The 22,234-nt window shown below is 49.0% G+C and carries 30 protein-coding genes and 1 riboswitch; of the genes, 12 read left to right on the forward strand and 18 right to left on the reverse strand.

The features are described 5' to 3' along the window. The first annotated feature begins 23 nt into the window (after positions 1-23). The 6 genes from ABVS15_RS10245 (at position 24) to ABVS15_RS10270 (ending at position 6,446) form a co-directional block, all read left to right on the forward strand. Positions 24-398 carry a thioredoxin family protein gene (locus ABVS15_RS10245; RefSeq protein ID WP_312576926.1) on the forward strand — a complete coding sequence of 125 codons (375 nt, stop codon included), beginning with the start codon at positions 24-26 and terminating at the stop codon, positions 396-398. Positions 399-402: 4 nt separating this feature from the next. Next, positions 403-1,449: an ACR3 family arsenite efflux transporter gene (arsB, locus tag ABVS15_RS10250; protein ID WP_018213997.1), complete on the forward strand. Its 1,047-nt coding sequence runs from the start codon at positions 403-405 to the stop codon at positions 1,447-1,449. Continuing rightward, positions 1,446-1,853, forward strand: coding sequence for an arsenate reductase ArsC (locus ABVS15_RS10255; protein WP_018213998.1), 408 nt, complete (start codon positions 1,446-1,448; stop codon positions 1,851-1,853). The genes arsB and ABVS15_RS10255 overlap by 4 nt, the downstream gene beginning before the upstream one ends. 296 nt (positions 1,854-2,149) lie before the next feature. Further along, positions 2,150-2,491, forward strand: coding sequence for an AraC family transcriptional regulator (locus ABVS15_RS10260; RefSeq protein ID WP_026184155.1), 342 nt, complete (start codon positions 2,150-2,152; stop codon positions 2,489-2,491). 49 nt (positions 2,492-2,540) lie between these two features. Continuing rightward, the gene (locus ABVS15_RS10265; protein ID WP_026184156.1) at positions 2,541-3,416 is read left to right on the forward strand and encodes a methionyl aminopeptidase; all 876 of its coding nucleotides are present in this window, start codon (positions 2,541-2,543) and stop codon (positions 3,414-3,416) included. A gap of 274 nt (positions 3,417-3,690) precedes the next feature. Further along, positions 3,691-3,795, forward strand: a riboswitch (NiCo riboswitch). A 113-nt stretch (positions 3,796-3,908) separates the two neighbouring features. Further along, positions 3,909-6,446: a cation-translocating P-type ATPase gene (locus ABVS15_RS10270; RefSeq protein WP_369283608.1), complete on the forward strand. Its 2,538-nt coding sequence runs from the start codon at positions 3,909-3,911 to the stop codon at positions 6,444-6,446. Between the two features lie 58 nt (positions 6,447-6,504). Here ABVS15_RS10270 and ABVS15_RS10275 read toward each other — a convergent pair whose 3' ends face one another. Both ABVS15_RS10275 and ABVS15_RS10280 read right to left on the reverse strand, forming a co-directional pair. Further along, the gene (locus ABVS15_RS10275; protein ID WP_242841522.1) at positions 6,505-6,798 is read right to left on the reverse strand and encodes a cupin domain-containing protein; all 294 of its coding nucleotides are present in this window, start codon (positions 6,796-6,798) and stop codon (positions 6,505-6,507) included. Between the two features lie 395 nt (positions 6,799-7,193). After that, positions 7,194-7,490 carry a ferredoxin gene (locus ABVS15_RS10280; RefSeq protein WP_018214003.1) on the reverse strand — a complete coding sequence of 99 codons (297 nt, stop codon included), beginning with the start codon at positions 7,488-7,490 and terminating at the stop codon, positions 7,194-7,196. Between the two features lie 71 nt (positions 7,491-7,561). On the opposite strand from ABVS15_RS10280, the gene ABVS15_RS10285 reads away from it, so the two are divergent. The 6 genes from ABVS15_RS10285 to ABVS15_RS10310 all read left to right on the forward strand — a co-directional run bounded on the left by ABVS15_RS10285 (position 7,562) and on the right by ABVS15_RS10310 (position 11,108). Beyond that, a complete protein-coding gene (locus ABVS15_RS10285; RefSeq protein ID WP_230974965.1) occupies positions 7,562-7,720 on the forward strand; it encodes a helix-turn-helix domain-containing protein in 159 nt (52 codons plus the stop codon). Between the two features lie 310 nt (positions 7,721-8,030). Continuing rightward, positions 8,031-8,378 carry a hypothetical protein gene (locus ABVS15_RS10290; protein ID WP_018213991.1) on the forward strand — a complete coding sequence of 116 codons (348 nt, stop codon included), beginning with the start codon at positions 8,031-8,033 and terminating at the stop codon, positions 8,376-8,378. A gap of 385 nt (positions 8,379-8,763) precedes the next feature. Then, complete coding sequence (locus ABVS15_RS10295) at positions 8,764-9,585, forward strand: AraC family transcriptional regulator (RefSeq protein ID WP_018214004.1); 822 nt, start codon at positions 8,764-8,766, stop codon at positions 9,583-9,585. Between the two features lie 3 nt (positions 9,586-9,588). Further along, on the forward strand, positions 9,589-10,059 hold the full coding sequence (locus ABVS15_RS10300) for a VOC family protein (protein ID WP_018214005.1): 471 nt from the start codon (positions 9,589-9,591) through the stop codon (positions 10,057-10,059). 65 nt (positions 10,060-10,124) lie between these two features. Then, entirely contained in the window at positions 10,125-10,331 is a 207-nt protein-coding gene (locus tag ABVS15_RS10305; protein ID WP_018214006.1) for a hypothetical protein, read from the forward strand. A 54-nt stretch (positions 10,332-10,385) separates the two neighbouring features. Then, complete coding sequence (locus ABVS15_RS10310; protein ID WP_018214007.1) at positions 10,386-11,108, forward strand: DUF5131 family protein; 723 nt, start codon at positions 10,386-10,388, stop codon at positions 11,106-11,108. Positions 11,109-11,285: 177 nt separating this feature from the next. Here ABVS15_RS10310 and ABVS15_RS10315 read toward each other — a convergent pair whose 3' ends face one another. The 16 genes from ABVS15_RS10315 to ABVS15_RS10390 form a co-directional block, all read right to left on the reverse strand. After that, the gene (locus ABVS15_RS10315; protein WP_018214008.1) at positions 11,286-11,624 is read right to left on the reverse strand and encodes a DUF3852 domain-containing protein; all 339 of its coding nucleotides are present in this window, start codon (positions 11,622-11,624) and stop codon (positions 11,286-11,288) included. Between the two features lie 70 nt (positions 11,625-11,694). Next, positions 11,695-12,165, reverse strand: coding sequence for a hypothetical protein (locus tag ABVS15_RS10320; protein WP_018214009.1), 471 nt, complete (start codon positions 12,163-12,165; stop codon positions 11,695-11,697). 13 nt (positions 12,166-12,178) lie between these two features. Further along, positions 12,179-13,864 carry a hypothetical protein gene (locus ABVS15_RS10325; protein ID WP_018214010.1) on the reverse strand — a complete coding sequence of 562 codons (1,686 nt, stop codon included), beginning with the start codon at positions 13,862-13,864 and terminating at the stop codon, positions 12,179-12,181. A gap of 76 nt (positions 13,865-13,940) precedes the next feature. Beyond that, positions 13,941-14,498, reverse strand: coding sequence for a DUF6550 family protein (locus ABVS15_RS10330; protein ID WP_018214011.1), 558 nt, complete (start codon positions 14,496-14,498; stop codon positions 13,941-13,943). A 109-nt stretch (positions 14,499-14,607) separates the two neighbouring features. After that, positions 14,608-15,156, reverse strand: coding sequence for a hypothetical protein (locus ABVS15_RS10335; protein WP_369283609.1), 549 nt, complete (start codon positions 15,154-15,156; stop codon positions 14,608-14,610). Continuing rightward, complete coding sequence (locus tag ABVS15_RS10340; RefSeq protein ID WP_172642072.1) at positions 15,153-15,548, reverse strand: DUF4320 family protein; 396 nt, start codon at positions 15,546-15,548, stop codon at positions 15,153-15,155. Before ABVS15_RS10340 ends, ABVS15_RS10335 begins: the two co-directional genes overlap by 4 nt. Beyond that, positions 15,545-16,201, reverse strand: coding sequence for a hypothetical protein (locus ABVS15_RS10345; protein ID WP_026184157.1), 657 nt, complete (start codon positions 16,199-16,201; stop codon positions 15,545-15,547). Before ABVS15_RS10345 ends, ABVS15_RS10340 begins: the two co-directional genes overlap by 4 nt. Before the next feature lie 18 nt (positions 16,202-16,219). Next, entirely contained in the window at positions 16,220-17,092 is an 873-nt protein-coding gene (locus tag ABVS15_RS10350) for a hypothetical protein (RefSeq protein ID WP_018214014.1), read from the reverse strand. Positions 17,093-17,102: 10 nt separating this feature from the next. Beyond that, positions 17,103-18,032 carry a type II secretion system F family protein gene (locus ABVS15_RS10355; protein WP_018214015.1) on the reverse strand — a complete coding sequence of 310 codons (930 nt, stop codon included), beginning with the start codon at positions 18,030-18,032 and terminating at the stop codon, positions 17,103-17,105. Next, a complete protein-coding gene (locus ABVS15_RS10360) occupies positions 18,029-19,606 on the reverse strand; it encodes a type II/IV secretion system ATPase subunit (protein WP_128746470.1) in 1,578 nt (525 codons plus the stop codon). The genes ABVS15_RS10355 and ABVS15_RS10360 overlap by 4 nt, the downstream gene beginning before the upstream one ends. Further along, positions 19,603-19,752 carry a hypothetical protein gene (locus tag ABVS15_RS10365; protein ID WP_018214017.1) on the reverse strand — a complete coding sequence of 50 codons (150 nt, stop codon included), beginning with the start codon at positions 19,750-19,752 and terminating at the stop codon, positions 19,603-19,605. The genes ABVS15_RS10360 and ABVS15_RS10365 overlap by 4 nt, the downstream gene beginning before the upstream one ends. Then, a complete protein-coding gene (locus tag ABVS15_RS10370) occupies positions 19,749-20,564 on the reverse strand; it encodes an ATPase AAA (protein WP_018214018.1) in 816 nt (271 codons plus the stop codon). Before ABVS15_RS10370 ends, ABVS15_RS10365 begins: the two co-directional genes overlap by 4 nt. Next, positions 20,564-21,394 carry a Flp pilus assembly protein CpaB gene (cpaB, locus tag ABVS15_RS10375; protein WP_018214019.1) on the reverse strand — a complete coding sequence of 277 codons (831 nt, stop codon included), beginning with the start codon at positions 21,392-21,394 and terminating at the stop codon, positions 20,564-20,566. The genes ABVS15_RS10370 and cpaB overlap by 1 nt, the downstream gene beginning before the upstream one ends. A gap of 30 nt (positions 21,395-21,424) precedes the next feature. Then, positions 21,425-21,556, reverse strand: coding sequence for a hypothetical protein (locus tag ABVS15_RS10380; RefSeq protein ID WP_018214020.1), 132 nt, complete (start codon positions 21,554-21,556; stop codon positions 21,425-21,427). Next, positions 21,553-22,008 carry an A24 family peptidase gene (locus ABVS15_RS10385; protein ID WP_018214021.1) on the reverse strand — a complete coding sequence of 152 codons (456 nt, stop codon included), beginning with the start codon at positions 22,006-22,008 and terminating at the stop codon, positions 21,553-21,555. Before ABVS15_RS10385 ends, ABVS15_RS10380 begins: the two co-directional genes overlap by 4 nt. After that, positions 21,998-22,228, reverse strand: coding sequence for a DUF6133 family protein (locus ABVS15_RS10390; RefSeq protein ID WP_018214022.1), 231 nt, complete (start codon positions 22,226-22,228; stop codon positions 21,998-22,000). The genes ABVS15_RS10385 and ABVS15_RS10390 overlap by 11 nt, the downstream gene beginning before the upstream one ends. Positions 22,229-22,234 lie beyond the last annotated feature (6 nt).

The raw sequence follows: 22,234 nt of genomic DNA on the forward strand, positions 1-22,234 counted from the left end.
TGGTGCAGTGTGGTTGCGGGGAAATGTGCAAGCCCTCCGAAATTGCCGCAAAGAAAGCTGACGAAGAAGCAAAAGCAAAAAACTCCGGTTGCTGCTGTGGCGGTGACTGCAATACAGAAACGATTGCGGAAGCCGAAAAAGCAAAAGTGAGCGGTTCATCCGTCAAGGTGCTTGGCTCGGGCTGTGCAAAGTGCAATCAACTGGAAGCGGCTACCTTGGAAGCGCTCAAAGAGCTTGGCATGGATGCCACCATTGACCATGTGACAGACTTTACACAGATCGCTGCTTACGGTGTGATGACAACTCCTGCATTGGTTGTGGACGGCAAGGTCGTTTCCTTTGGAAAGGTTTTAAAAAAGGACGAGGTCGTTAAAATCCTGCAAAAAGTACGGGGGTAAATTTATGGCAAAGGAAAAATCACAAAGCATTGGCTTCTTTCAAAAATACCTGACCGTGTGGGTTGCTCTCTGTATGACGGCAGGTGTTTTAATTGGTAAACTTTTACCTGCCGTTCCTGCATTTTTAGGCCGTTTTGAGTATGCCAGAGTTTCTATTCCGGTCGCCATCCTCATTTGGGTGATGATTTATCCCATGATGATGAAGGTGAATTTCCAGAGCGTCAAAAATGTGGGGAAAAACCCAAAGGGGTTATTCGTCACATGGGTGACAAACTGGCTCATCAAGCCGTTCACCATGTACGGTATCGCCGCGCTATTTTTCTATGTGGTTTTTAAGGGCTTGATTGCCCCTGACCTCGCCAAGGAGTATCTGGCGGGTGCAGTACTCTTGGGTGCGGCACCCTGCACAGCGATGGTGTTCGTCTGGAGCACGCTCACCAAAGGAAACCCTGCCTACACCGTAGTACAGGTAGCAACCAACGATTTGATTATTCTGGTTGCCTTTGTGCCGATTGTGAAATTCCTACTGGGCGTTTCCAACGTGTCCGTGCCATGGGACACGCTGATTTTATCGGTCATTTTATTTGTAGTCATTCCGCTTGCGGGCGGTATTCTGACCCGTGTGCTGGTGACAAATCGCAAGGGCACAGAGTATTTTGAAAACACCTTTGTCCATAAATTTGATAATGCCACCAGCATTGGTCTGCTGCTCACTTTGGTATTGCTGTTTTCCTTCCAAGGTGATGTGATTTTGAATAATCCGCTGCACATTCTACTCATTGCTGTGCCGCTTGTTTTGCAAACTTTCCTTATTTTCTTCATCGCTTATTTTGCTTGCAAATGGCTGAAGCTGCCCCATGATATTGCCGCCCCTGCGGGGATGATTGGCGCGTCCAACTTCTTTGAACTGTCGGTCGCTGTGGCGATTGCATTGTTTGGTACTACTTCACCGGCGGCTCTTGCCACCGTAGTTGGCGTGCTGACCGAGGTGCCGGTGATGCTGTTGCTTGTAAAAATCGCCAACAAAACGAAAGGATGGTTTCCAGTATGAGCAAACCTAAAGTAGCATTTATCTGCGTACACAACTCCTGCCGCAGCCAAATTGCCGAAGCACTGGGCAAGTACCTTGCGTCTGATGTCTTTGAAAGCTATTCTGCCGGAACGGAAGTAAAGCCGCAAATCAATCAGGATGCTGTGCGGCTGATGAAGCAGATTTATGGCATCGACATGGAGCGAACTCAGCGCAGTAAGCTGCTGGAGGAGATTCCCCCAGTGGATATCGTGGTGACCATGGGCTGCAATGTGCAGTGTCCTTTTTTGCCCTGTATGCACAGGGAGGATTGGGGGTTAGATGACCCAACCGGCAAAAGCGATGTGGACTTTGAACGTACTATAAAAGCAATCCGCTCTAAAATTGAGAATTTGAGAGAGCGAATCGCTGACAACAAACTATAAAGAACGAGGCTGGCGTTTGTCAGCCTCGTTTTCCTATTCTCCGTTACATCCCCAGTATCGTCCAGTCAATACTTGCATAAGGACAGTGGAAATTTGCGGCAACATATGGTACGATAACTTTTAACAAGTATTTGAATTGCTAATTATTTATAATCTGTACAGTAATTAAAGGCATCCGTAAACTCCTGCTGCAGCCAAATTACGGAGATTATCGGCAAGCACTTTATCTCATATGTGCAACTTATATCAGGTAATTGTCTGTGAGAATTGATATACTGGAGAAAGGAGTGAAGCAAATGTCTGTTCAAACAATAGAAACAATGGCAAAGTGGGTAGAAAATAACATAACAGAAAGCCCAAGCCTGCAAGATATGTCATCATATGTTGGTTATTCACCGTATTACTGCTCTACAAAGTTTCGGGAGCACATGGGTATGACATATAAACAATTTCTTGCCCAATGTAAATTAAAAGCTGCTGCTAATGATCTTTGCATAACCAATGACAGAATAACCGATATTGCTTTTCGATATGGGTACTCGTCATCTGAAGCGTTTGCAAGAGCTTTTTCACAAGCGTTTCAATGCTCGCCACGCCAATATCGGAAAACTTCCGGTGTTTCTCTTAGCTCACCTTAGTCTATAGGGCGTATTGCTCCCTCCGAATTTGTAAATGCGAGGAGATAAAATGTCTGACAAGTTTGGAAGAAATGATCTCTGCTGGTGTGGCAGCGGTCGAAAATATAAGAAATGTCATGGCCCTATTGATGAGCAAATTGAAATCTACCGCTTAAAGGGATATGAAGTGCCTTATCGAAAATTGCTTAAAACAAAACAACAGATTGAAGGTATTCGGGAAAGCAGCAAACGAAACATCGCTTTACTGGATTTCATTGCAAATTATGCGGTTGATGGAATCACCACGGAAGAGCTTGACCGGCTTATCTTCGAAAAAACCAAGGAACTGGGAGGCGTTCCAGCAACACTCAATTTTGACGGATACCCTAAGAGCGTGTGTATCTCAATTAATGATGTTGTATGTCATGGTATCCCCTCTGATCGTATATTCCTGCGAAACGGCGATATTGTAAATATTGATGTGTCTACAATTTATAACGGATTTTTTTCAGATTCTTCACGCATGTTTTGCATTGGTGCTGTTTCCGCTGAGAAACAAAAACTGGTTGATGTTGCGAAAGAGTGTGTGGAGCTGGGCATTGAACAGGTAAAACCGTGGGGATTTCTTGGTGATGTTGGGCAAGCTGTTCAAGACCATGCAAGGGAAAATGGATATTCTGTCGTTCGAGAAATCGGAGGCCACGGTATTGGTCTACAATTTCATGAAGATCCTTGGGTCGGTTATGTGACAAAGCAAGGAACAGGAATGCTCTTAGTCCCAGGACTTGTTTTTACTGTAGAGCCTATGATAAATATGGGAAAATCCAATATAGTAACAGATAAATGCGATAATTGGACTATTCGCACTGCTGATGGGAAGCCTTCTGCGCAATGGGAAAAACAGGTGTTAGTAACCGAAACTGGTTATGAGGTGTTGGCATATTAATGAACAGTTAGGAATAACCAGAATTTCTTATTATGAGCATAATGAGAACCTAAATGAGCAGACCCAGCTCCTTGCAGAACTGGACCTACTCATTATTACTACATGCCAAGAATAGTCCAGACAATCCTTGCATAAAGACGGTGAACGGATTTTTGTTTTCATTTTAATTCTCCTTACATCTTCTATAATATTCTGGTTGACAATGATTGCAATCTTGCATATAATATATAGAATCTCTTTGCACTGCATTACATTCAGCATGAATGCGAGATCAACAGTACAAACTGAGCAGGCGATGAACCTTTTTGTAAAGGTCATGGGGCCGGGCCGCCCAATGAGCGGCAACAGATTGCAATTTGAGCACATCTGTGGGACAGTAGTATGTTCCATAGGTGTGCTATTTTTTATACCCTGATGGAACACATGACCCCGAAATGGAGTGCCATAGAGCTATCAAACGACTGCCGAAAGGCTAAAACGGAGGTAACTTTTATGACAGACAAAAAGCAAAACATGGCTGGCTTAACCGCCACCGAAGCAAAACGATTGCAGGAGCAATATGGTAAGAATGAATTGACCGCACGGAAAAAAGAAAGCTTTTTCAAAAAAATCCTGCATATTATCTGCGAACCAATGTTCTTACTGCTCATTGTTGCTGCGACCATTTATTTTATTCTGGGAGAATCCAGGGATGGTGCGATTATGCTCATTTTTGTGGTGGGCATCATTAGCATTGATGTAATTCAAGAATGGAAAACCGATAAAGCCCTAAATGCCCTGAAAGATTTATCTGCCCCGCATGTCACTGTTATTCGTGATGGCAAGGAGCAGACCATTGCAAGTGCTGACCTTGTGCCCAGCGACTTAATGATGATTTATGAGGGGGTTAAAATCCCGGCAGACGGCATTATAATAAAATGTAACGACCTGTGTGTCGATGAATCTTCGTTGACCGGCGAAGCGGAAGGTGTGTGGAAAATCAACACTGAGAGTGCAGATTCAACAAGCGACTATTGGCGGCGTGATTATTGTTATGCTGGCACGCTGGTTACACAGGGCACAGCAACGGTACTGGTAGATAAAATTGGTGGCAGCACCGAATATGGAAAAATCGGTGCTAATGTTGCATCTGCACCAGAGGAACCCACACCCCTACAAAAGCAAACCGGAAGTCTTGTTAAACTATGCGCAGGAATTGCTGCAGTCTTGTTTGCCCTTGTAGGAATATTCACATGGCTAAATATTCCTGACCACAGCTTTGGCGACAGGCTGATTGAAAGCATTTTGTCGGGCATCACCCTTGCCATGGCAATGATTCCAGAAGAGTTTCCTGTCATCCTCACGGTATTTTTATCAATGGGAGCTTGGCGACTTGCCAAAAAGCAGTCACTGGTGCGCAAGTTGCCTTCAGTGGAAACGCTTGGCGCCGTATCTGTGCTATGCGTAGATAAAACAGGTACCATCACGATGAATCAGATGACCGTGCAGGATACGTGGGCTACTGATGGCAACACCATAGCACTTTGTGAAGTAATGGGTATGGGCTGCGAGACCGATGCCTATGACCCAATGGAAAAGGCAATGCTCAAGCATTGCGAAACCCTTGGAATTTTAAAGGAAGATCTTTTTGCTGGAGAACTAATCAGCGAATATGCCTTTACAAATGAGTTGAAGATGATGGGGCATATTTGGCGCAGAGATGACGGAATTACCGTTGCCGCAAAAGGGTCCCCTGAGCGTATCTTAACTATTTGTAAGCTTACAGATTTAGAAAAACAAACAGCAGAACAGAAGATCACCGAAATGTCCAAACAAGGTTTGCGTGTAATTGCAGTTGCCACTGCAAAGCTACAAAGTGAAGCAGAAATTCCTGCACAGATCACAGACTGCCATTTAACGCTTTGCGGACTGATCGGGCTTGCCGACCCACCCCGTGAAGGTGTAAAAGCAGACATCGCCGTTTGCAATAAAGCGGGTATTCGTGTTGTTATGATTACAGGTGATAATGGCATCACCGCCGCGTCTATCGCAAAGAAAATCGGTATGCAAAACAGCGACCATATCATTACAGGCGATATGCTAAGCGAAATGACCGATGAAGAACTGCGTGAAAAAGTGAAGGATGTCAGCATTTTTTCTCGTGTCATTCCTGAACATAAAATGCGTATTGTAAAAGCATTCAAAGATAACGGTGAAATTGTCGCGATGACCGGTGATGGCGTGAATGATGCACCCGCTCTCAAATATGCCGATATTGGCATTGCAATGGGTAAACGCGGCAGTGAAGTTTCCCGTGAAGCAGCAGATCTCATTCTAATGGACGACAATTTTACTACTATTGTAGAAACGGTAAAAGACGGTCGCCGTATTTATGATAACATTCGCAAGGCTGTGGGCTATGTGTTCACCATTCATATTCCCATTGCCTTTGCCTCCTTACTTGCACCAATCCTTGGCATTGCCCCCTCAGCACTGCTTTTACTTCCTCTCCACGTTGTTCTGCTCGAGCTACTCATTGACCCTACCTGCTCGATTGTACTAGAGCGTCAGCCTGCCGAAGCAGACATTATGGAGCGAAGCCCTCGAGATCCAAAGGAAAAACTGTTGACCGCAAAAACTCTAGCCAAAAGCATTTTGCAGGGACTTATCATTTTTGCGGCCTCCTTTGGAACGTATTACGTAATCCTCGATGGAAATGTTGATAATGCACCAGTTGCCCGGGCAATGGGGCTTGCAATTATCATGCTATCCAACTTGTTTCTTGTACAGGTCAATAGTTCTGATCACGATTTTACCTTTCAATCGGTAAAGCGCCTTGTGAAAGACAAAGTGATGTGGGCAGTTAACCTTGGTACACTGGCTATGCTTGGCATTATTTTGTATTCGCCACTCAATGGCTTATTAAAGGTGGCACCACTTTCTGCTTCTCTGTTATTAAAGGCTGTTATTATTGCATTTATCGCAGTGTTTTGGTTTGAGTTAGTGAAACTGGTAAAACGACAAAAACTGAAAAATGGTTCAATGCAATAAAAATAAGAGCTGCGTGAATTCTCACGTGGCTCTTACTTTTTTTACATGTATTGTGGTTTCAATCCCCCAATCTATCGGCATCTGCCTTAGTTTTGTGCACTGTGCCATGCGGATGATGTGGTGGTGCATAAATTGAATAGAGTTTTAAAGGGCATCGCCCTTTATTAACAACATTATGCCATGTTCCGGCAGGGACAAAAATAACATCATCTGCTGCTATACATTGCTGGAAATCCAATTGCTCTTTGCGGTTTCCCATCAAAGCAACACCGTTTCCTTGTTCGATACGCAAAAACTGATCAGTATCTGGATGTATCTCTAACCCAATTTCACCGCATACGGGAATACTCATCAGAGTTAACTGCAGGTGACATCCAGTCCACAATGTCGTGCGATAGTTCTGATTCCGCCCAGTTGCTTGCGAAATGTTGGTAACATAGGGATAAGGCCCATGGTCTTGTTGGCATGACTCTACGGTCTGATTTCCGCAACCCCTTCTGTTTTCATTATATCGACTCACAAAAAAACACCTCCTTTTTCAGCTTAGGTAACATCACAAAATTATAAATTGCATAGCATTACCCTTATATATCTTATGCGATTGGATTAATAGGGTGATTGAATCCTGAGGGTAATTACACTTAAACCCCTCTCGATGATATTAATCCTGGATACAAAGATAGGCTTACAACCTTTTTAATAAAGTAAATAAGGAGCTACATCACGTTGTGATATAACTCCTTATCTTTATTGTTCCGAATATTCTATTGCATGAACCGGACATGCCTTTATTACACTTTGGAGTTTTTCATAATCAAGAGCCTGTTTATCATATGCTTTGACAACAGCTTTTTTCCCTTGCATTATAAACAGTGTGGGATAGTTCTTTGCACAAAGGGTACAGCCCATACAGGCATCCTTGTTAATATGGAGGCCGGGCTTAGCCAGCATTTCTCCCGGTAGATCCTCATCCCGAATAATTTTTGCCGAAATCCATGAGAAGATGATTATGGCAAGTACAGTGAGCGCCCAACGAATGGCCATGAACTTGGGACCTAAAAACTTTGCTTCATTACCTTCTGGCACTTTCTACCCAGCAAAAATCGGAATCTGTTTTGCTACCTATCACAAAAAAGCAGCTTGCTGACTACTTCGGTGTACAACGCCCCTCACTTTTCAGGGAACTGAAACGAATGAAGGACGAAGGCTTAATTGAGATTGCAAACAAAAAAATATATATCAAATTTATCAGTGAGCCATGGTATTTTTCTTAAGAAGCTTTACCCTTATTTTAGATTATGAAATTAAGCCGTTGCATCTTTATCTTGATGCAACGGCTCCTGCTTTGTCTACATCCCCAAAATCGTCCAGAGTATCCTTGCAAAAGGATGGCGAACGGACTTTTTCATAGTATCTGTGTCCTTTCCATTGTTCATATTTGTTTAATTGAAAGTTCCGCTTTACTATGGTAAACTCACTTTATATATCTGCCGTGTAAAACTTTTGTGAAACGGTAGCATGGGAAATTAACGCTCGGTGAGCAAGTTTTATATAATTTATATAATGTGTGAGGTGGTGCAATAAATGTTTAATGAAATTTGTATCTATGAGGCAAAGATTGAAAAGCAAGAGGAAATTGAGCAACTTATGAAAGAGGTTGCCGCCTTTTATATGGAGCAGGATGGTGTTATTGAAGTTAGATATATCAAACGCACCCACCGCCAAACAGATTTTAATGCCGTTAAAGAAGGGGCATTGCCTGTTCGCCTCACACGCAATGTAGGCAAAGTCACTTATGTTTTACATTGGACTGTTAGAGATGAAGAAACTCACGCAAGGGTGTCAAAGTTAGGGTTAGAGCATTTTTACAAGCGATGGAACAGATGCTTAACCACTATGCCAAAAATTATTTTGGGTGAAAACATTGTGTAAGGGTATGAGCACACCCTCTGTTAGTAGTTTAACTTCACCTACACAATAAAATCTGACTTATCACGAATTTGAGCCGTTGCATCTTACTTGACGCAACGGCTCTTGCTTTGTCTACATGCCAAGAATAGTCCAGTCAATGCTTGCATATAGACGGTGAACGGATTTTAATTTTCATAGCACCGAACCCCTCCCTGTTGTCTATATTTAATTAATTGAAACTTCCATTTTGCTATGGTAAACTTATTTTATATATTTACCGAGTAAAACTTTTTTGAAACGGTAGTGAGGAAAAATTTGCCCCGAAGGGGTGTATTTATATTTGCTTGATTCGCATTAGGCGGATAAACATAATGAAAACTTTACTTTGAAGATGAGGGGGAATAATTTGATTATAAAAGATAACAAGCAATTCAATATATTCCCCTCGCATGTGGGGCTGAGAAAATATATTCAATATTACAACGTCGTATTTCCATCGAATAATACATTTACCGCACAATATACGCTTATGCCTAACGCTTGCGGAACATTGTCGCTTGCTTTTGACGGAAACGCAGTCATTGCTGAACTGTGGGGAGCATCTTTAACCCCGGTATTGTTAGGAATGGAACCAAATAGTTATCATGTCCTATTGCTTGTACAACTTTCTCCCTATGGTTTGTATCAAATTACTCGTCAAAGCCAAGCGGAGTTTGCAGATAAACGACTGACGCTTGAGGATATTGACAATGAGCTGTTTTATTCGCTGCATCAGGCTTTTGTAGCATCAAAAACTGTATCCGATTTGGTGAATACTTGTGAGGAAATTTTATACCGACGCATGGAAAAGCATGTTGTTTCGGACTCTTTGGTGTTGGCAACCAAAGTGATTTCTGATAATTATGGACAAATACAAGTGAAAGAAGTTGCCAGACAATCCCATTATAGTGGGCGACAGCTAAACCGCTTGTTTCTTGTGCAAATTGGGATGAATGTTAAGGACTTTATACGCTTAACTCGCTTTAATTATGTATTAAAGCACATTCAAAAATCGCCTTGCTTTTTTGCGGCATTGTCGCAACAAGCTGGATATTTCGACCAAGCCCATTTTGATAAAGATTTCAAGGCTATCAGTGGCGTTACCCCACAAAAGTATCTGAAAACAATGTCGGATTTTTACTATGACGGCACAGAGATATACGATACACTATCCTCAAAGGGGGATTGAAAAATGAAATATCAAGGTTGTCTTTTAGCGGTTAAGGATATAGCCGCATCGAAACATTTTTATGAAAAGGTGCTTCATCAAAACGCGGTAATGGATATTGGCGTACATGTGACCTTTGAGGGGTTTTCTCTGCAACAAGGATATGCCGAACTCGTTGGCATATCAGTCGATAGCGTGAAAGAGCAATCGCACAACTTTCAAGTTTATTTTGAAGTGGAAGATTTAGACAAGGTATACGCCAAACTAAAAAGCATATCCAGTTTGCAGTGGGTACACGAAATCAAAGAATACCCGTGGGGGCAGCGTGATATTCGGGTATATGACCCCGACAAGCACATTGTAGAAATTGCAGAGGATATGACCACGGTTATCAAACGCTTTTTTAATCAAGGCATGTCGGCAGAAGAAGTTGCTACACGCACAATGTTCCCTCTTGAGGTTGTAAAACAGTATGCGTTAGGCTTTAGTATGTGATACACGGCGGCTTTGGTAAACCAAAGCCGCTATTTTATTCCAAACAAGATTGGAGGAGACGGACAATGAGTAAATATGAGCCGCTTTGGAAGGCGATAGGTCAACGCACGGAGAACAGCTTCGCGCTGACCTATGCCGAGATTGAACAGATTCTGGGCTTTCCCATCGACCACGCCTTTTTAACCTTCAAGAAGGAGCTGCCCGTCTACGGCTATGAGGTGGATAAGATCTCCATGAAGGCACAGACGGTGACGTTCAAACGCTGCACTTGACAAGCGGTGCGTTTCTGCCATCATCGGCTTCACCCATCCAAGAGGAGGAATACTATGAACTGGGAGCCATGGACAGGCTGTTACAAGATAAGTGATGGCTGTACAAATTGCTATTTTTATGGGCCGTATGCAAAACGCTATGGTCAAAGCACAATACAAAAAACAGATAAATTTGATTGGCCCGCAAGGAAAAATGCAAAGGGAGAATACAATATCAAAGGCAACAAAATTCTTCCAACCTGTTTTGCGACTGACTTTTTCCTGCCAGAAGCAGACGAGTGGCGTAAAGACATTTGGGCTATCATCAAGGAAAGAACAGATATTGATTTCTTGATTTTAACAAAGCGAATTGACCGTTTCCCCCAATCGCTTCCGTCTGATTGGGGTACAGGCTATGACAATGTGAATATTGGCTGTACTGCCGAAAATCAAACACTCGCCGATTACAGGCTTCCGCTCTTTTTATCCTATCCGATAAAGCGGCGCTTTATTGCCTGCGCCCCACTTTTAGAAGCGATAGATTTAACACCATATCTTGATGGCATAGACCATGTTACCGTTGGCGGCGAAACAGGACGAGAAGCCCGTATGTGCGATTATGATTGGGTACTTAATATCCGTGAACAATGCGTAACAGCAGATGTAACCTTTTGGTTCAAGAATACAGGCTCACTTTTCAAACGTGACGGTGTAGTGGAAAAAATAAATCCATTTAAGCAAAACAGTGTGGCAAAAGAGCTCGATATTGATATTTCAGATGGGAAAAGGTTGTTCTGATCAAATCAATGGAGTAAAGCATTATTGCCTATTTTGTTTAACAAATATTCTGTATGAACCAAATGAGCAGACAGCTTATTGAGACTAAATCGGTTCTACCAAAACTAATCACGATTACTATGAAAATATGGGCAAACCTTGCTATCAGGCTCGGGTTGCCTACTTTTTGTTTTACAGTCACATCCCGAGTATAGTCCAGATATAGGTCGGCGCCGTGAGAGTGAACACCAAGCAGGCGAACAGAATGGCGGGCGCCGCCCACTCAAACTGCCCATGTTTGCGATAATCGAAGTACGCCATCCCAAGTTTGGCAAAGAAAAACACCGCCAGAATCAAGTCGATTGCAGGGAACACCACCTTGTTGACCACCGTCTTGATTTGCCCGGAGGCATCGTTCCACGTTCCCTCAATCGCCCCGGCCACGTCGCCGTTTGCCGCAAAAGCGGTTGTGCCAAACAGCAGGCTTACCATGAGAACGAGCGTGAGTGCCAGCGCGATTTTTTTATATCTTTTCATAAAGACCACCTTTCCGAAATGAGGAACAAGGCCGCAGGATCGCTCCCGCCGCCTTGTTCTTTTTCTGTTTTTATAGCTGCATGGTCATGTCCATGCCCGGAGTCTGTTCCTCCAAAAGCGGAGCTACCGCAAGCACTTGCGGGTTTTGGTAAAACTTCAGGTCGCCCCGAAATCCTTTTTTCAGCGCACTGAATTCCTTCGCTTGTGCAAGGAGCTCAGCGGAACAGCCGGGCGGCAGCTCCTGATTCCAGCGCACCCAATCGCCGTTCTGATAGCGCGGCTCCAGCTGGAGAATCACATAATCCTCCGGCACAAAAGCGGGGTATTTCCGCCAGAAGCCCTGCACATCCACGTAAGGATGCCCCTCCTGCATGACGGTCATTTCCATAAGCCGCAGGGTATCTGCAAGAGAGGTGCAGAACCAGCACTCCCGATCTCCGAACCGCCGGATGCGGCCATCCTTGAGAATTGCCTCCAGCCGATCCGTTTTTGTGTAGTGGTACACGCTGCCTTTTGGAGCCTCAATGCGTTCATATGCCATCCTCGTCCCTCCTTTACGGCTGGATGGGACCGGCGTGCCAATCCTGCCACAGATTGCCGCGGATAGTCAGGCTGTCGGTCAGGTTGGCGGACAGCATCCCATCGGGCGTCCACGCATCTATGAGCCATGTGTTGACGGTATAGGCGCCGTCCAGCATCCAGATGGGGCTGAAATGAGTCCGATTCTTGTAGGTGGAATAGGGATTTTTCTGAAATTCAAACCGCCCCGATCCCATACGATCCAAGAGCCGCCAGTAGGCTTCGTAGCCGAATTCAGGGAAATAGCTGACCGCATTCTGCGGCTGGGTAACCGCCGAGCTTTGGCTGGAGCTGACACTCCCGGTGACGGTCTGGTTGATACCGTATCCTGACTTCATAACTCTTCCGCTGGCGGTGGGATTTTTATCATCGCACTGGATGCTCATGGCTGCGGTTAGACTGGCGCTGTAGCGATCCAGATCAAATTCCCACCATCCATGGTCACACCAGTATCCGTCCTCATCATCCCCATGCCATACCCAATATTCCTGCCACCACGGGCGCCAGACACTCCAGCTTGCCGTGCTTTTCACCGCTCTGCTTGGAACAGAAGTGCGGGAGAAGCTGTCATTGCGGTCATCGGCTACGGGATTGGGCGGCGGGTTCTTATCAAGGTCAACGATTTTTACGTTGAGGGTCGTTTTCGCCGTGCTGCCGGGGCCGGACACCGTCACTTCAATGGTCATGTTCTGCTCGGTATCAGGGGTTCTCCATTTCACCCACGCAAGCTGGCTGTCGCCTTCAGGGTAATAAACATTGCCCACGTTGTAGGTCTGGCCGCCAATGTTGAAGCTGACACGGGTGGGGCTGTCAGGGTCGGACTGGCCACCGCTGATGCGCACCGCCGTGATGACGTCGGTGTTGACCCGGTACTCATAATCGTAGGCGTCAATCTGCGGTTCCTCCGGCTTTTCCTCAAAGCGGACGATGCCAAGCCCAAGGCTGGACTTGATATCCGCATTGGTGGCGGCGCTGGTTTTGCTGCCTCCCCATGCGGGATAGCCGAGATCGCTTACCTCCAGGAACATGGCCAGCGGCAGATTCTTGTGGGTTAGGGATACCATGCGCCGCCTTAACAGGCCGCTGGTCTGCTCATCATAGAGCGCCGCTTCAGTAGCGGTGGTGGCAAACATATTGCCCTCAAATTTATAAAAGGCAAAGGGTTCAAGGAGCAACTTGTACTCACCGCCAATCAGAACATCGTAGTCCATGCCAGTGTGATTTGCGATGAGTTGCACCAAAAACTCAGAGCAAAAGTATTTCTTGAGTGCATCAATATTATTGCTGCCATTGGTACTGATAACTTTTGGAATTGCCTGAGGTGGTTTTATGGTGGTATAACCGCCTTGGACAGCTTGCAAGTTCCTGCCATTGTTGTACTGTATTTTGCTGACCTTTCCGAAATGATAAATCGAAGATGATGGGGACTTATTGCTTAAATCAATGGGAGTAGTAACTACCGCATGGTCGCTTGCGCGAACCACCGTGACACGTACACCTTCATTACCGGGACTCCATGAATTGGTGCTGGTTCCCTGACCCATCCCGCCGCCACCGCCGTCAATGTTTCCGCTGCCGCCGGTGTCGGCAAGCGCAGTCATCGGGCAGAGCAGACACAAAACGAGGAACAGCGGCAGGGCTCTCAAAAGTAATTTTTTCATTTTGCCCTCCTGTGTTTTTGCAAAATAAAAGCACGGTATTTTTCAACCGTGCTCTTGGGATATATTGTATTAAGTTTTAGTCCATCGTACCGACTTGCTTGTTGATGTCGCCATCGCTTTTTCCCTCAATCACTTGATTTTCGCCCAAGTTTGGCACGTTATCAAAGCCAGGAATGCTGTTTCCGCCATTGCTGGGTTTAGAGGAGGATTCCTGTTTCGGGGTTTCCTTCGGCTGTTCCACCTTGTCATGGTCGACTGCCGCGGGAGGCTCGGTGACCTTTTCGCCGTTGGGCTTCTGTGTGGGGTCTTGAAGCTGTTCCTCGGTATATTCCGGCTTGCTCACATCGCCCTGAATGGTCTGCTCCGTGCCGCTGGAAACCGCGCCGTTGTCGGTGCTCACCGGCTGGGTGGTATCGGGCGGAGTTACGGTGACCTCTTTTTCTTTCTCTGTGCTGTCCGGCCCGGACGGGTCTACCGTCACATCGCTCACCTCGGAGCTTTGGGACGGGAGGGGCGCATCCACCGGATTGGGTGTCTGGAACCGCTGCCCGATCAGCACCACCAGTATCACGCAGAGGGCAAGTCCCCCGGCGACAGCCAGCCACTTCTTCATTTTGGGATTCATATTTTTCATAAGAGCATCCTCCTATTTACCATATTTTGATAAGCCTCTTGTTATTTCACACCCTACCATGAACGTTTCCGGAAGTCTACTGTTATTATAGAAAACTTTTTGATAACAGTCAAAATTTAGGCGTGTATCCGGCGCTGGTCTTGACCTTGATGGTCATGGGCGGCAGCAGCTTCCCGCCAAAGGATACGGGAACCTCCAGCAGAATGGTGCTGTCCGCTTCAAAACGGGCGGAAGCTTGGTCACCCGATGCAAGAGGCGCGTTTCGGATGTCCACCTCCAGATTCCAGACCTTAAACTCCAGCTTGCCGTCCGGCGTGCGCTTTCCATGGTATCCGCTGCTATAAGAGAGTCCAAGGATGTTGTCCAGCCGGTCATAAATATCGCCGTAATCGAGACTTTCCTCGAAATCTCCGGCATAGGGCTGGTAAGCGCCCGAATAGCCCTCCCGCACACCGTGGTACACATCATCGTAATTCTCCACCACGGTGGAGATGACGGCGGCCTGCACTGCATCCCGCACACCCTGCGCCACAATCATCAGACGGAAGTATTCTGAAATGCCCGTGAAGATCATGACCAGCGACAGGGTAATTGCGATAATGAGAGGAAAGCCCGCACCGTCTTTTCTCCGTAAAATTTGCTTGATTTTATCCGTCATTTCCAGTAAACCTCGCTCTTTCCCGCCGCATCTGCTCTCAGCGTAATCGGGAACGAGCCGAAGCCGCCAAACAGCCCGATGTTGGTTTGGTAGGTGACCGTTACCGTGACTTCCTCATTGAGCTGGATTCTGCCGGTTTCAGACCATTCCACGCTGGGAGAAAGCCCTGTCTTTTCCCGCAGAAGCTGCTCACGGCGGCTGGTTTCGCTGCCCACCTGTCCGGCAATTTCGGCCTCCCGGATGAGCTCCGTGGCGAAGGTGTCCAGCTGCTGCTTTTGGATGTAGACGGGGAACACCTTCACGGCAAGGGCAATAACCAGCATGGCGCACAGCACCAGCACGGCCACGTCGATATAGCCCTCGCCGCGCTTGTTTTTCAGGATTTTTCTCAGCACATGGTCACCCCCCGCTCAAAGGGCCCCTGCTCCTGCCGGGGTTCCGGGTTGTGGTCACTTAAGATACGCCATGCGCCCTTGCTGAAATCAGCAGTGCAAATCTCCTGCTCCAGCAGTTCATCCGCGGGGACATCTCTGGCAAATTCAGCGCTGCCGGGGTTTCCTTTCACACTCTGGCCGGAGAGCAGAAGCTGTGCAGTTTCCGGCGTCAGGTACACATAACCGCCGGGCGTCATCATGTCAAACGCTGCGTTCGGGTGCGCTTCAATAAATTCCCGCACCGTGATTCTCACTTCCTCCGCAGAAACAGGCGCATATTCCGGGTCGAGGGTATACTCTGCTTCCGATTCGCCCTTGTCCCACAGCGTCCAAAGGGCATGGGTGAGTTCCTCGCTGAAATCCACGGTCTGCTCGGATATCCACTGATCCTTTACCACCTCCAGCGGGTTTTCGAAGCGCAGGAGGTATTCCATATAGTCAGCCGAATAGCTGCTGCCGGATAATTCTCCGTACACAAACTTCACAGCGGCAATTTCACTCGCCAACTCTACCAGCTCAGAGGCCGGTTTCTGCTGCCATTCCTTTCGATACTGCGCCATGCCTCTGTCCAGCTTTTTCCGCAGAAGCGTCATCATTTCCTGTTCTGTCATCTGGTTTACACCTCCCTGTTAGAACATCCCGGAAAGGGATGTGATGATTTCATAGACAATAATCGCCATGTAGGTCATGAGAAAGCACATGAGCATGGCAAAGGAGAACACCCGGATTTTCGGCGGGATCTTCATGGCCTGCGCTTTCAGCCGCTGAAGCTCCAGCTGTTTCATATCGTGGGCCAGCATCTGAAAATACATCCCGCCGTCGTCCCCGCGCAGTACGCCGATCAGCCCTCTGGTAATATCCGAGAGCATGGGCGAATTGAACCTTGCCTCAAAGCGGGTTAACGCCGCCTCATAGCTGGAGGAACGCATATCCGCCGTGAGGATGTCCAGCTCCGCCGCAAAGTCCTCGCCTGCGTTTTTCTTGAAATTCTCCAGCATGGACAGCACATCCCGGCTGGCTTTCAACTCCTGAGTGACGGTCTCAACGAAACGGGGCAGCTCCTGTTCGATTTTTCCGCGCTTGGCTGCCAGCGCCTCGTCCGCCTTGCGGATTTCCTTGAAATAGACCAGCACGGCGGTAAACAGTACAATGGGCGCCAGCAATGGCAGAACCATCAGGCAGGGAATGATACACAGCCCGATAGCCGCCGCCTTCACAATAGCCGTTGCGGTGAACAGCTCCGGTGAGTCGGAAAGCCCCGCCGCCGACAGCACATTTGTCATCCGGCTTCTCTTGTACGCATCCATGCGGATATACCGGGAGAGCCGGACGGCGGCGTTCCGCAGCAGGGCATCGGTGGTTTTGGGCTTGGCCTTGGCCTGCTTTCCTGCTGACAGCATCGCCTTTTGGGTTGCAAGGGTGGGCAGATGCAGCAGATCGGCGGCAATGAAAAAGAGTCCCGCCGACAGGAGGACTCCAAATAAAAACAGATAGATTGTCATGGGTTCCTCCTTATCTTCGATATTCGATGGGCTGGGTGAGCTTGATCACAAACGCCGTGGAAATGAAAATCACGGCAGCGCAGATGGTCAGGATTACCTGCCCCAGCGGGGTATGCATCAGGGTGTGGTACCAGTCCTGATTCAAAAAATACAGGAGCGGAATGTTGCCTATGACAAGGACCACCATGGTGATGAATTCCTTTCTCGGTTCGAACACCATGGTTTCCAGCTCACCGTTGACCACCCGCATATCACTAAGCTTGCTGACAATAGGCGTCAGGGTGGTTTTCAGGCTGCGGTCGTGCTGACAGGCAATGAGGGCGTCGCACCATTCCTGAAACACCGTGTTGTCAATTCTCATTTTCACATCATGGAGCGCCGCCGTCACATCGGGGTCAACCAGCCGCACACGGGACACAAAGCTCTGAAATACCGACAGCACCGGCGGGTTCAGGTACGGGAGATTTTCCTCCACCGCCGTCAGAATGTCCTCGTTTCGGAGGTAGGCCGTGGTGATGATACTGAGCGCCGTTTCCAGCTCCGCCGCAATGTCCTTTTTGAAGTGGCTGGCCGTGAGCTTCACCCACCAGAACGGCAGGAGCATACAGCCCGCCGCCATGACAGGAACCAGAAAAAAGTTCGAGAGCATCACGGCCACGGACGCGCCCACGGCAAAGAACAGCAGGGACAAGGCACAGAGCATGGGAAAGCGTGCCGATCTGCCGGTGACCTTGAGGATAGACTGCACCTCGGCAAGCTCCCGGCGCAGATAGGATTTCTTTTTCCTGCGGATGGTTTCATTGACCTCATCCCGGAGGGCTTTGGGCTGATCAGTCAGCCTGCCGAAGATGGCGGTTGTAAACGCCATGGGTGTCAGCCCAAGCAAAATAAAAGAGCCTGCAATCATTCCAATGCAGGCGATTAACAGTACCGTCATCATGCGATTTGTGCCTCCTTTCTCCTCAGGCTCTCAATGACCGCCTGCGGCATACCGTTTTCCAGAAGCCGCTTGGCAAGGCTGTCCGAGATGGTATTGACTTGCTCGTGGTGCCCCTCAATGATGAATTTGCCGTCCTCCATGCGGTTTTCGGTGATGACATACTGGAACAGCGGGCGGAAACGCCTTGTGCCGTCGGGCAGGATTTCGCATTCCTGAATCTCCATCATGCGGCGCTGCTTGTTTTCCAGCTGCTTGCAGAACACCACAATGGGATAGGCTTCGGTGACATAGTCCATGAGGGTCGCATCGGACATATCCACGGCGCGCTTGCACAGGGACACCATGCGGCGATAGGTGGCTTCGCAGGAATTGGAGTGGATGGTGGTCAGCACCGCCACGCCGGTTCGGGCGGCCTCCTGCGCCGCGTTTGCCTCCGCGCCGCGCATCTCGCCCACCACGATGATGTCCGGGTTGAAACGGAGGGCATAGTCTAAAAGGTTGGTCTGGTCGATGCGCTGGCGGTCATTGTCGCTGTCACGAGTCAGGGTGTGGATGACCGAATTGACCACCTTTCCGTCCTTTTCTCTGACGAGAGCCAGCTCACGGGAGCCGTTTTCAATGGTATAGATTCTCTTGTTGTCCGGTACGGTGGTCAGCACCCAGCCTGCCACGGTGGTTTTACCGGAGCTGGTGGCGCCCGCCACGCAGACCGAGATGCCGTAACGGACACAAAGGGATAAAAAGTCCAGCATAGGGTCTGTCGCCGTGCCGCTTCGGACAAAGTCCTCTTTTTTCATGCTCTGCGGGTTTACGATACGGATGGAGGCCGCCACACCCACATCCTCGTCCACAATGGGGCTTTTCAAGACGGCAATACGGATATTTTTACTGAGATGCCCCAACACGATGGGGCTGGCGTTATCCAAAACCATGCCGCTGATGTGGAGCATCCTTCGAATCACATTGACAGCGTGCTGGGGGCTTTCAAAGCGTTCCTCCAGCTTGACGGTGCGGCCGTCGGAATACTGCACCTCAATGTCTTTCCACGAATTGATGTCAATTTCCTCAATGCCGCTCCCGAAGATGTATTTGGTCAGAAATCCAAACTCCGCCATTTCGGTGTAGAGGGCGTCCGCCAGCTTGCCGCCGCTCATGCCGTTTACCGAGACACGGCGGTCCTGGACGTACTTGGTGATGTAGCGTTTGAGCTGCGCCTTGGCATCCTCGCCGCCTGCGGTGATGAGGGTGCTGTAATGTTCGGAGATGTACTCCTGCACCTCGGCAAGCACCGAGGAGAAATCCTTTCCCTCCGTTTCCGGGGTAAAGAACAGACCATGCGCACGCAGCGTGCGGTTGTCACGCAACGGCGCGGCTTCCTGCTCATCCGGCGGATTCAAAACATCCACATCGGAACCGAACTGCAAGTTTGCAAACCTCTCAGCCGTGGGTTCGGAGGTATTTCCGACTTCGGTGATCAGCTCTGGTTCTGTGGATAACGGATGACTGCCGTTTTTTTCTGTGCGTGCCGCCTTATTCTGAAATGCCGGTGCGCTTCGTTTTTTGCCCAACTTCATATGCCGAACACCTCCTTTTGGCGCGCGCAGCTTTTGCGAAAGCTGCATGGTTCGCTTTGCTCACAGTGCGCCTCACGGGTGGGAACCAGTTCCCCCCGTGTGCCCCCCATGCTCTCCGAGGGGGATTTGGAACGATAGCTTTTCATATACCAAATACCTCCCTTGTAATTTTTTCTATTTCCTTGCGGAATTGGCGGCTGTCCTTTAAGGACAAATCTGCCAGCAGATTCCCGGCAAGGTACTGTTCCTCCAGCTCCGGCGAGTGGGTCAGGGTAAAGGCTACGGAGCCCAGCGCCTGTCCGATCTGCTCCCCGGCCTGCCGGGGCTTCACGTTCCCGGCAACCTTGTACTGCTTCTCCGCATCCCATTTGGAATCCCGGAGCAATGGGAGCTGACTGGAAAGATAGCTTACGGATTTCAGATCGGCGTTTGCAAGGCGCAGGACGCTGTCGGCCTCCATGAGCGCCACGGCGGAAAGGATGTCGTTGGCGATATAGCTGCCGCAGTCCGCCACCACGAAAGGGGCGATTTTTCGCAGATTATCCAGAAGTTCTTGTGCCTGAGTCTGCTCATAGGGCGGGTAGGTGTACTCGTTCTCACCCTTTTTCATGCCGAGGACGGTGAGGTATTTGTGCTTTTTCAGCGTCACCAGATTGTGCTTGATGAGCGGCTCCGTCACATGGGCGGCGGCAAGAATACTGCCCAGTGAATGCTCGCCCTGAAGCTCCGAGGGCGGGCAGATGCAGGGCAGCATGGGGGCGGTCATATCGCAGAGAAGAAGCACCACGTTTTTCTTCCGGTCGGCAAGGTGCTTTGCAAGCTTCACGGCAGTGACGGTCTTTCCGCTGCCGGGGGAGCCCCAAACGGCAAGGATTCCTTCCTGCGGCTCCTGCTCCGGCGAGGCATCCTCCTTTGGCACTTGGCGGGTGAAGATGCCCTTTTTCTTAAAGTTCAGCATCACTGCACCTCGCTTTCCGCAGGCGCTTCGGATGCAGTGCTTTCCTCCGGTTCCTGAGATTCAGGAGCGCTGTCCTGCACCGGCTCCGCGGGATACAGTGCCGCAACGACCTTGTCCTGCGCCTCGATAAACTTGGCGCTGTTGGCGGGTGTGCCGCGGTAAACAAGGGACAGGTGGAGCTTGCCGTCCGATTCCAGCTCTGCCAGCACCTTGCTCTGTTCGGGGGATACCAGCAGGGTCACGGTTGCAGGAAGTTCTTTTTCATTCTCCGCCGAAGGCGAATCGGGTCCAGCGTCACGCTGGTTGGCGTCATAGCCGCTGCCTGCGGTGACGGCGATGACCTCCACATATTTCAGCTCGGCGGGGATCACGGTGGAGCCCTGCTTTTTGTAATCCGGGGCGATCACCGACACAATATCGCCGCTTTCCAGCTTGCCGGACAGTCCGTTGGCAAAGCTCTTGATGGTGACCGACATGGCCTGCTTGGTGCCGTCCAGGTTGTACAGGTAGGTATTTTCTGCCGCCGGGGTGTCGGATAGCTTGGTGTTTAAGATATAGTCACCAACGGAAAGATCGGCGGTGGCGTACTTGCCCACAACGGATTCGCTCTGGCGAAGAACATTTTCGGGCAGTCCGAAGCCGCCCACTTCCGCGGTCTGCACCATCTCCTTGGTGATTTCCTCGCCTGCCTTGATTTCCTTCACGACGCGGACGATTTCGGTTTTCTGGCTGACCGACTGGTTAAACAGCGGCGTCACGCCGAAGCAGATAAGCAGGGACAAAAGAATGCAGATCACTCCGACCACCGTGCGGTTTTTGAAAAGGCTCATAGATTTTTCCTCCTTGATTTCATGGTGATTTTAGAAACTGGAGCTGTATCTGCGGTGTTTCACTGCTTTCACAGCCTTGGGGATCAGGGCGGCGGCCAGCGTAACGGCGGCGATACCGGCAGCGACGAGGGCCTTTTTTCTGCTGATATGGATTTTTTTCATGAGACAATTCCTCCTAAAATTTTTGAAATGGTTACGGCAAGAAAGCCGAGGGACAAAAACGGCGCCATAGGCAGAGATGCCTGTGACGCTTTCTGCGGCTCCAGCTTGCGAAGCCGTCTGATGAGCTGGTTTATGAGATAAAAAAAGAGGGATGCCGTCAGGCCGAGCAGCAGCCCGGCCGTGCATCCCACAAAGCCCAGCACCATGCCTGCGGCGGCTGTGAGCTTGATATCCCCGCCACCGATGCCCTCCGGCTTGTACAGGGCGGCAAGCAGCAGGGGCAGTGCCGCAAGGACGCCTAAAAGATTGACGGGGCTGAAATCAATCAGCCCCGTCAGTGCAATCAGGAGGCAGATGCTGTCCGGGATAATCCGCTTGCGGAGATCCCACACAGAAGCCGCCAGCAGCAGACAGAAAAAAAGCACCGCCTGAAGGGTGCTATCAGCCTGCATAGTTGAACATTTCCTTAATGCGCTGCACAAGGGTGGGCAGCACCGTTTCCCCGAACAGAGCATACAGCCCCGCAAGGAGCAGAGCGCCCAAGACCACGGCAATCAGGATTTTGATGGCGGTGTCAATGTATCCGTCCCCGCGGCTGCCGGAAAGGACGCGGCGGGTTCTGGCGGCGGTCATGACCGCCTTGCTTTTCAGCTTGCAAATGAGATGCTTCATGGATGT

It is taken from the genome of Oscillibacter sp. GMB15532, assembly GCF_041020825.1.
In the GTDB taxonomy this organism is placed as follows: domain Bacteria; phylum Bacillota; class Clostridia; order Oscillospirales; family Oscillospiraceae; genus Oscillibacter.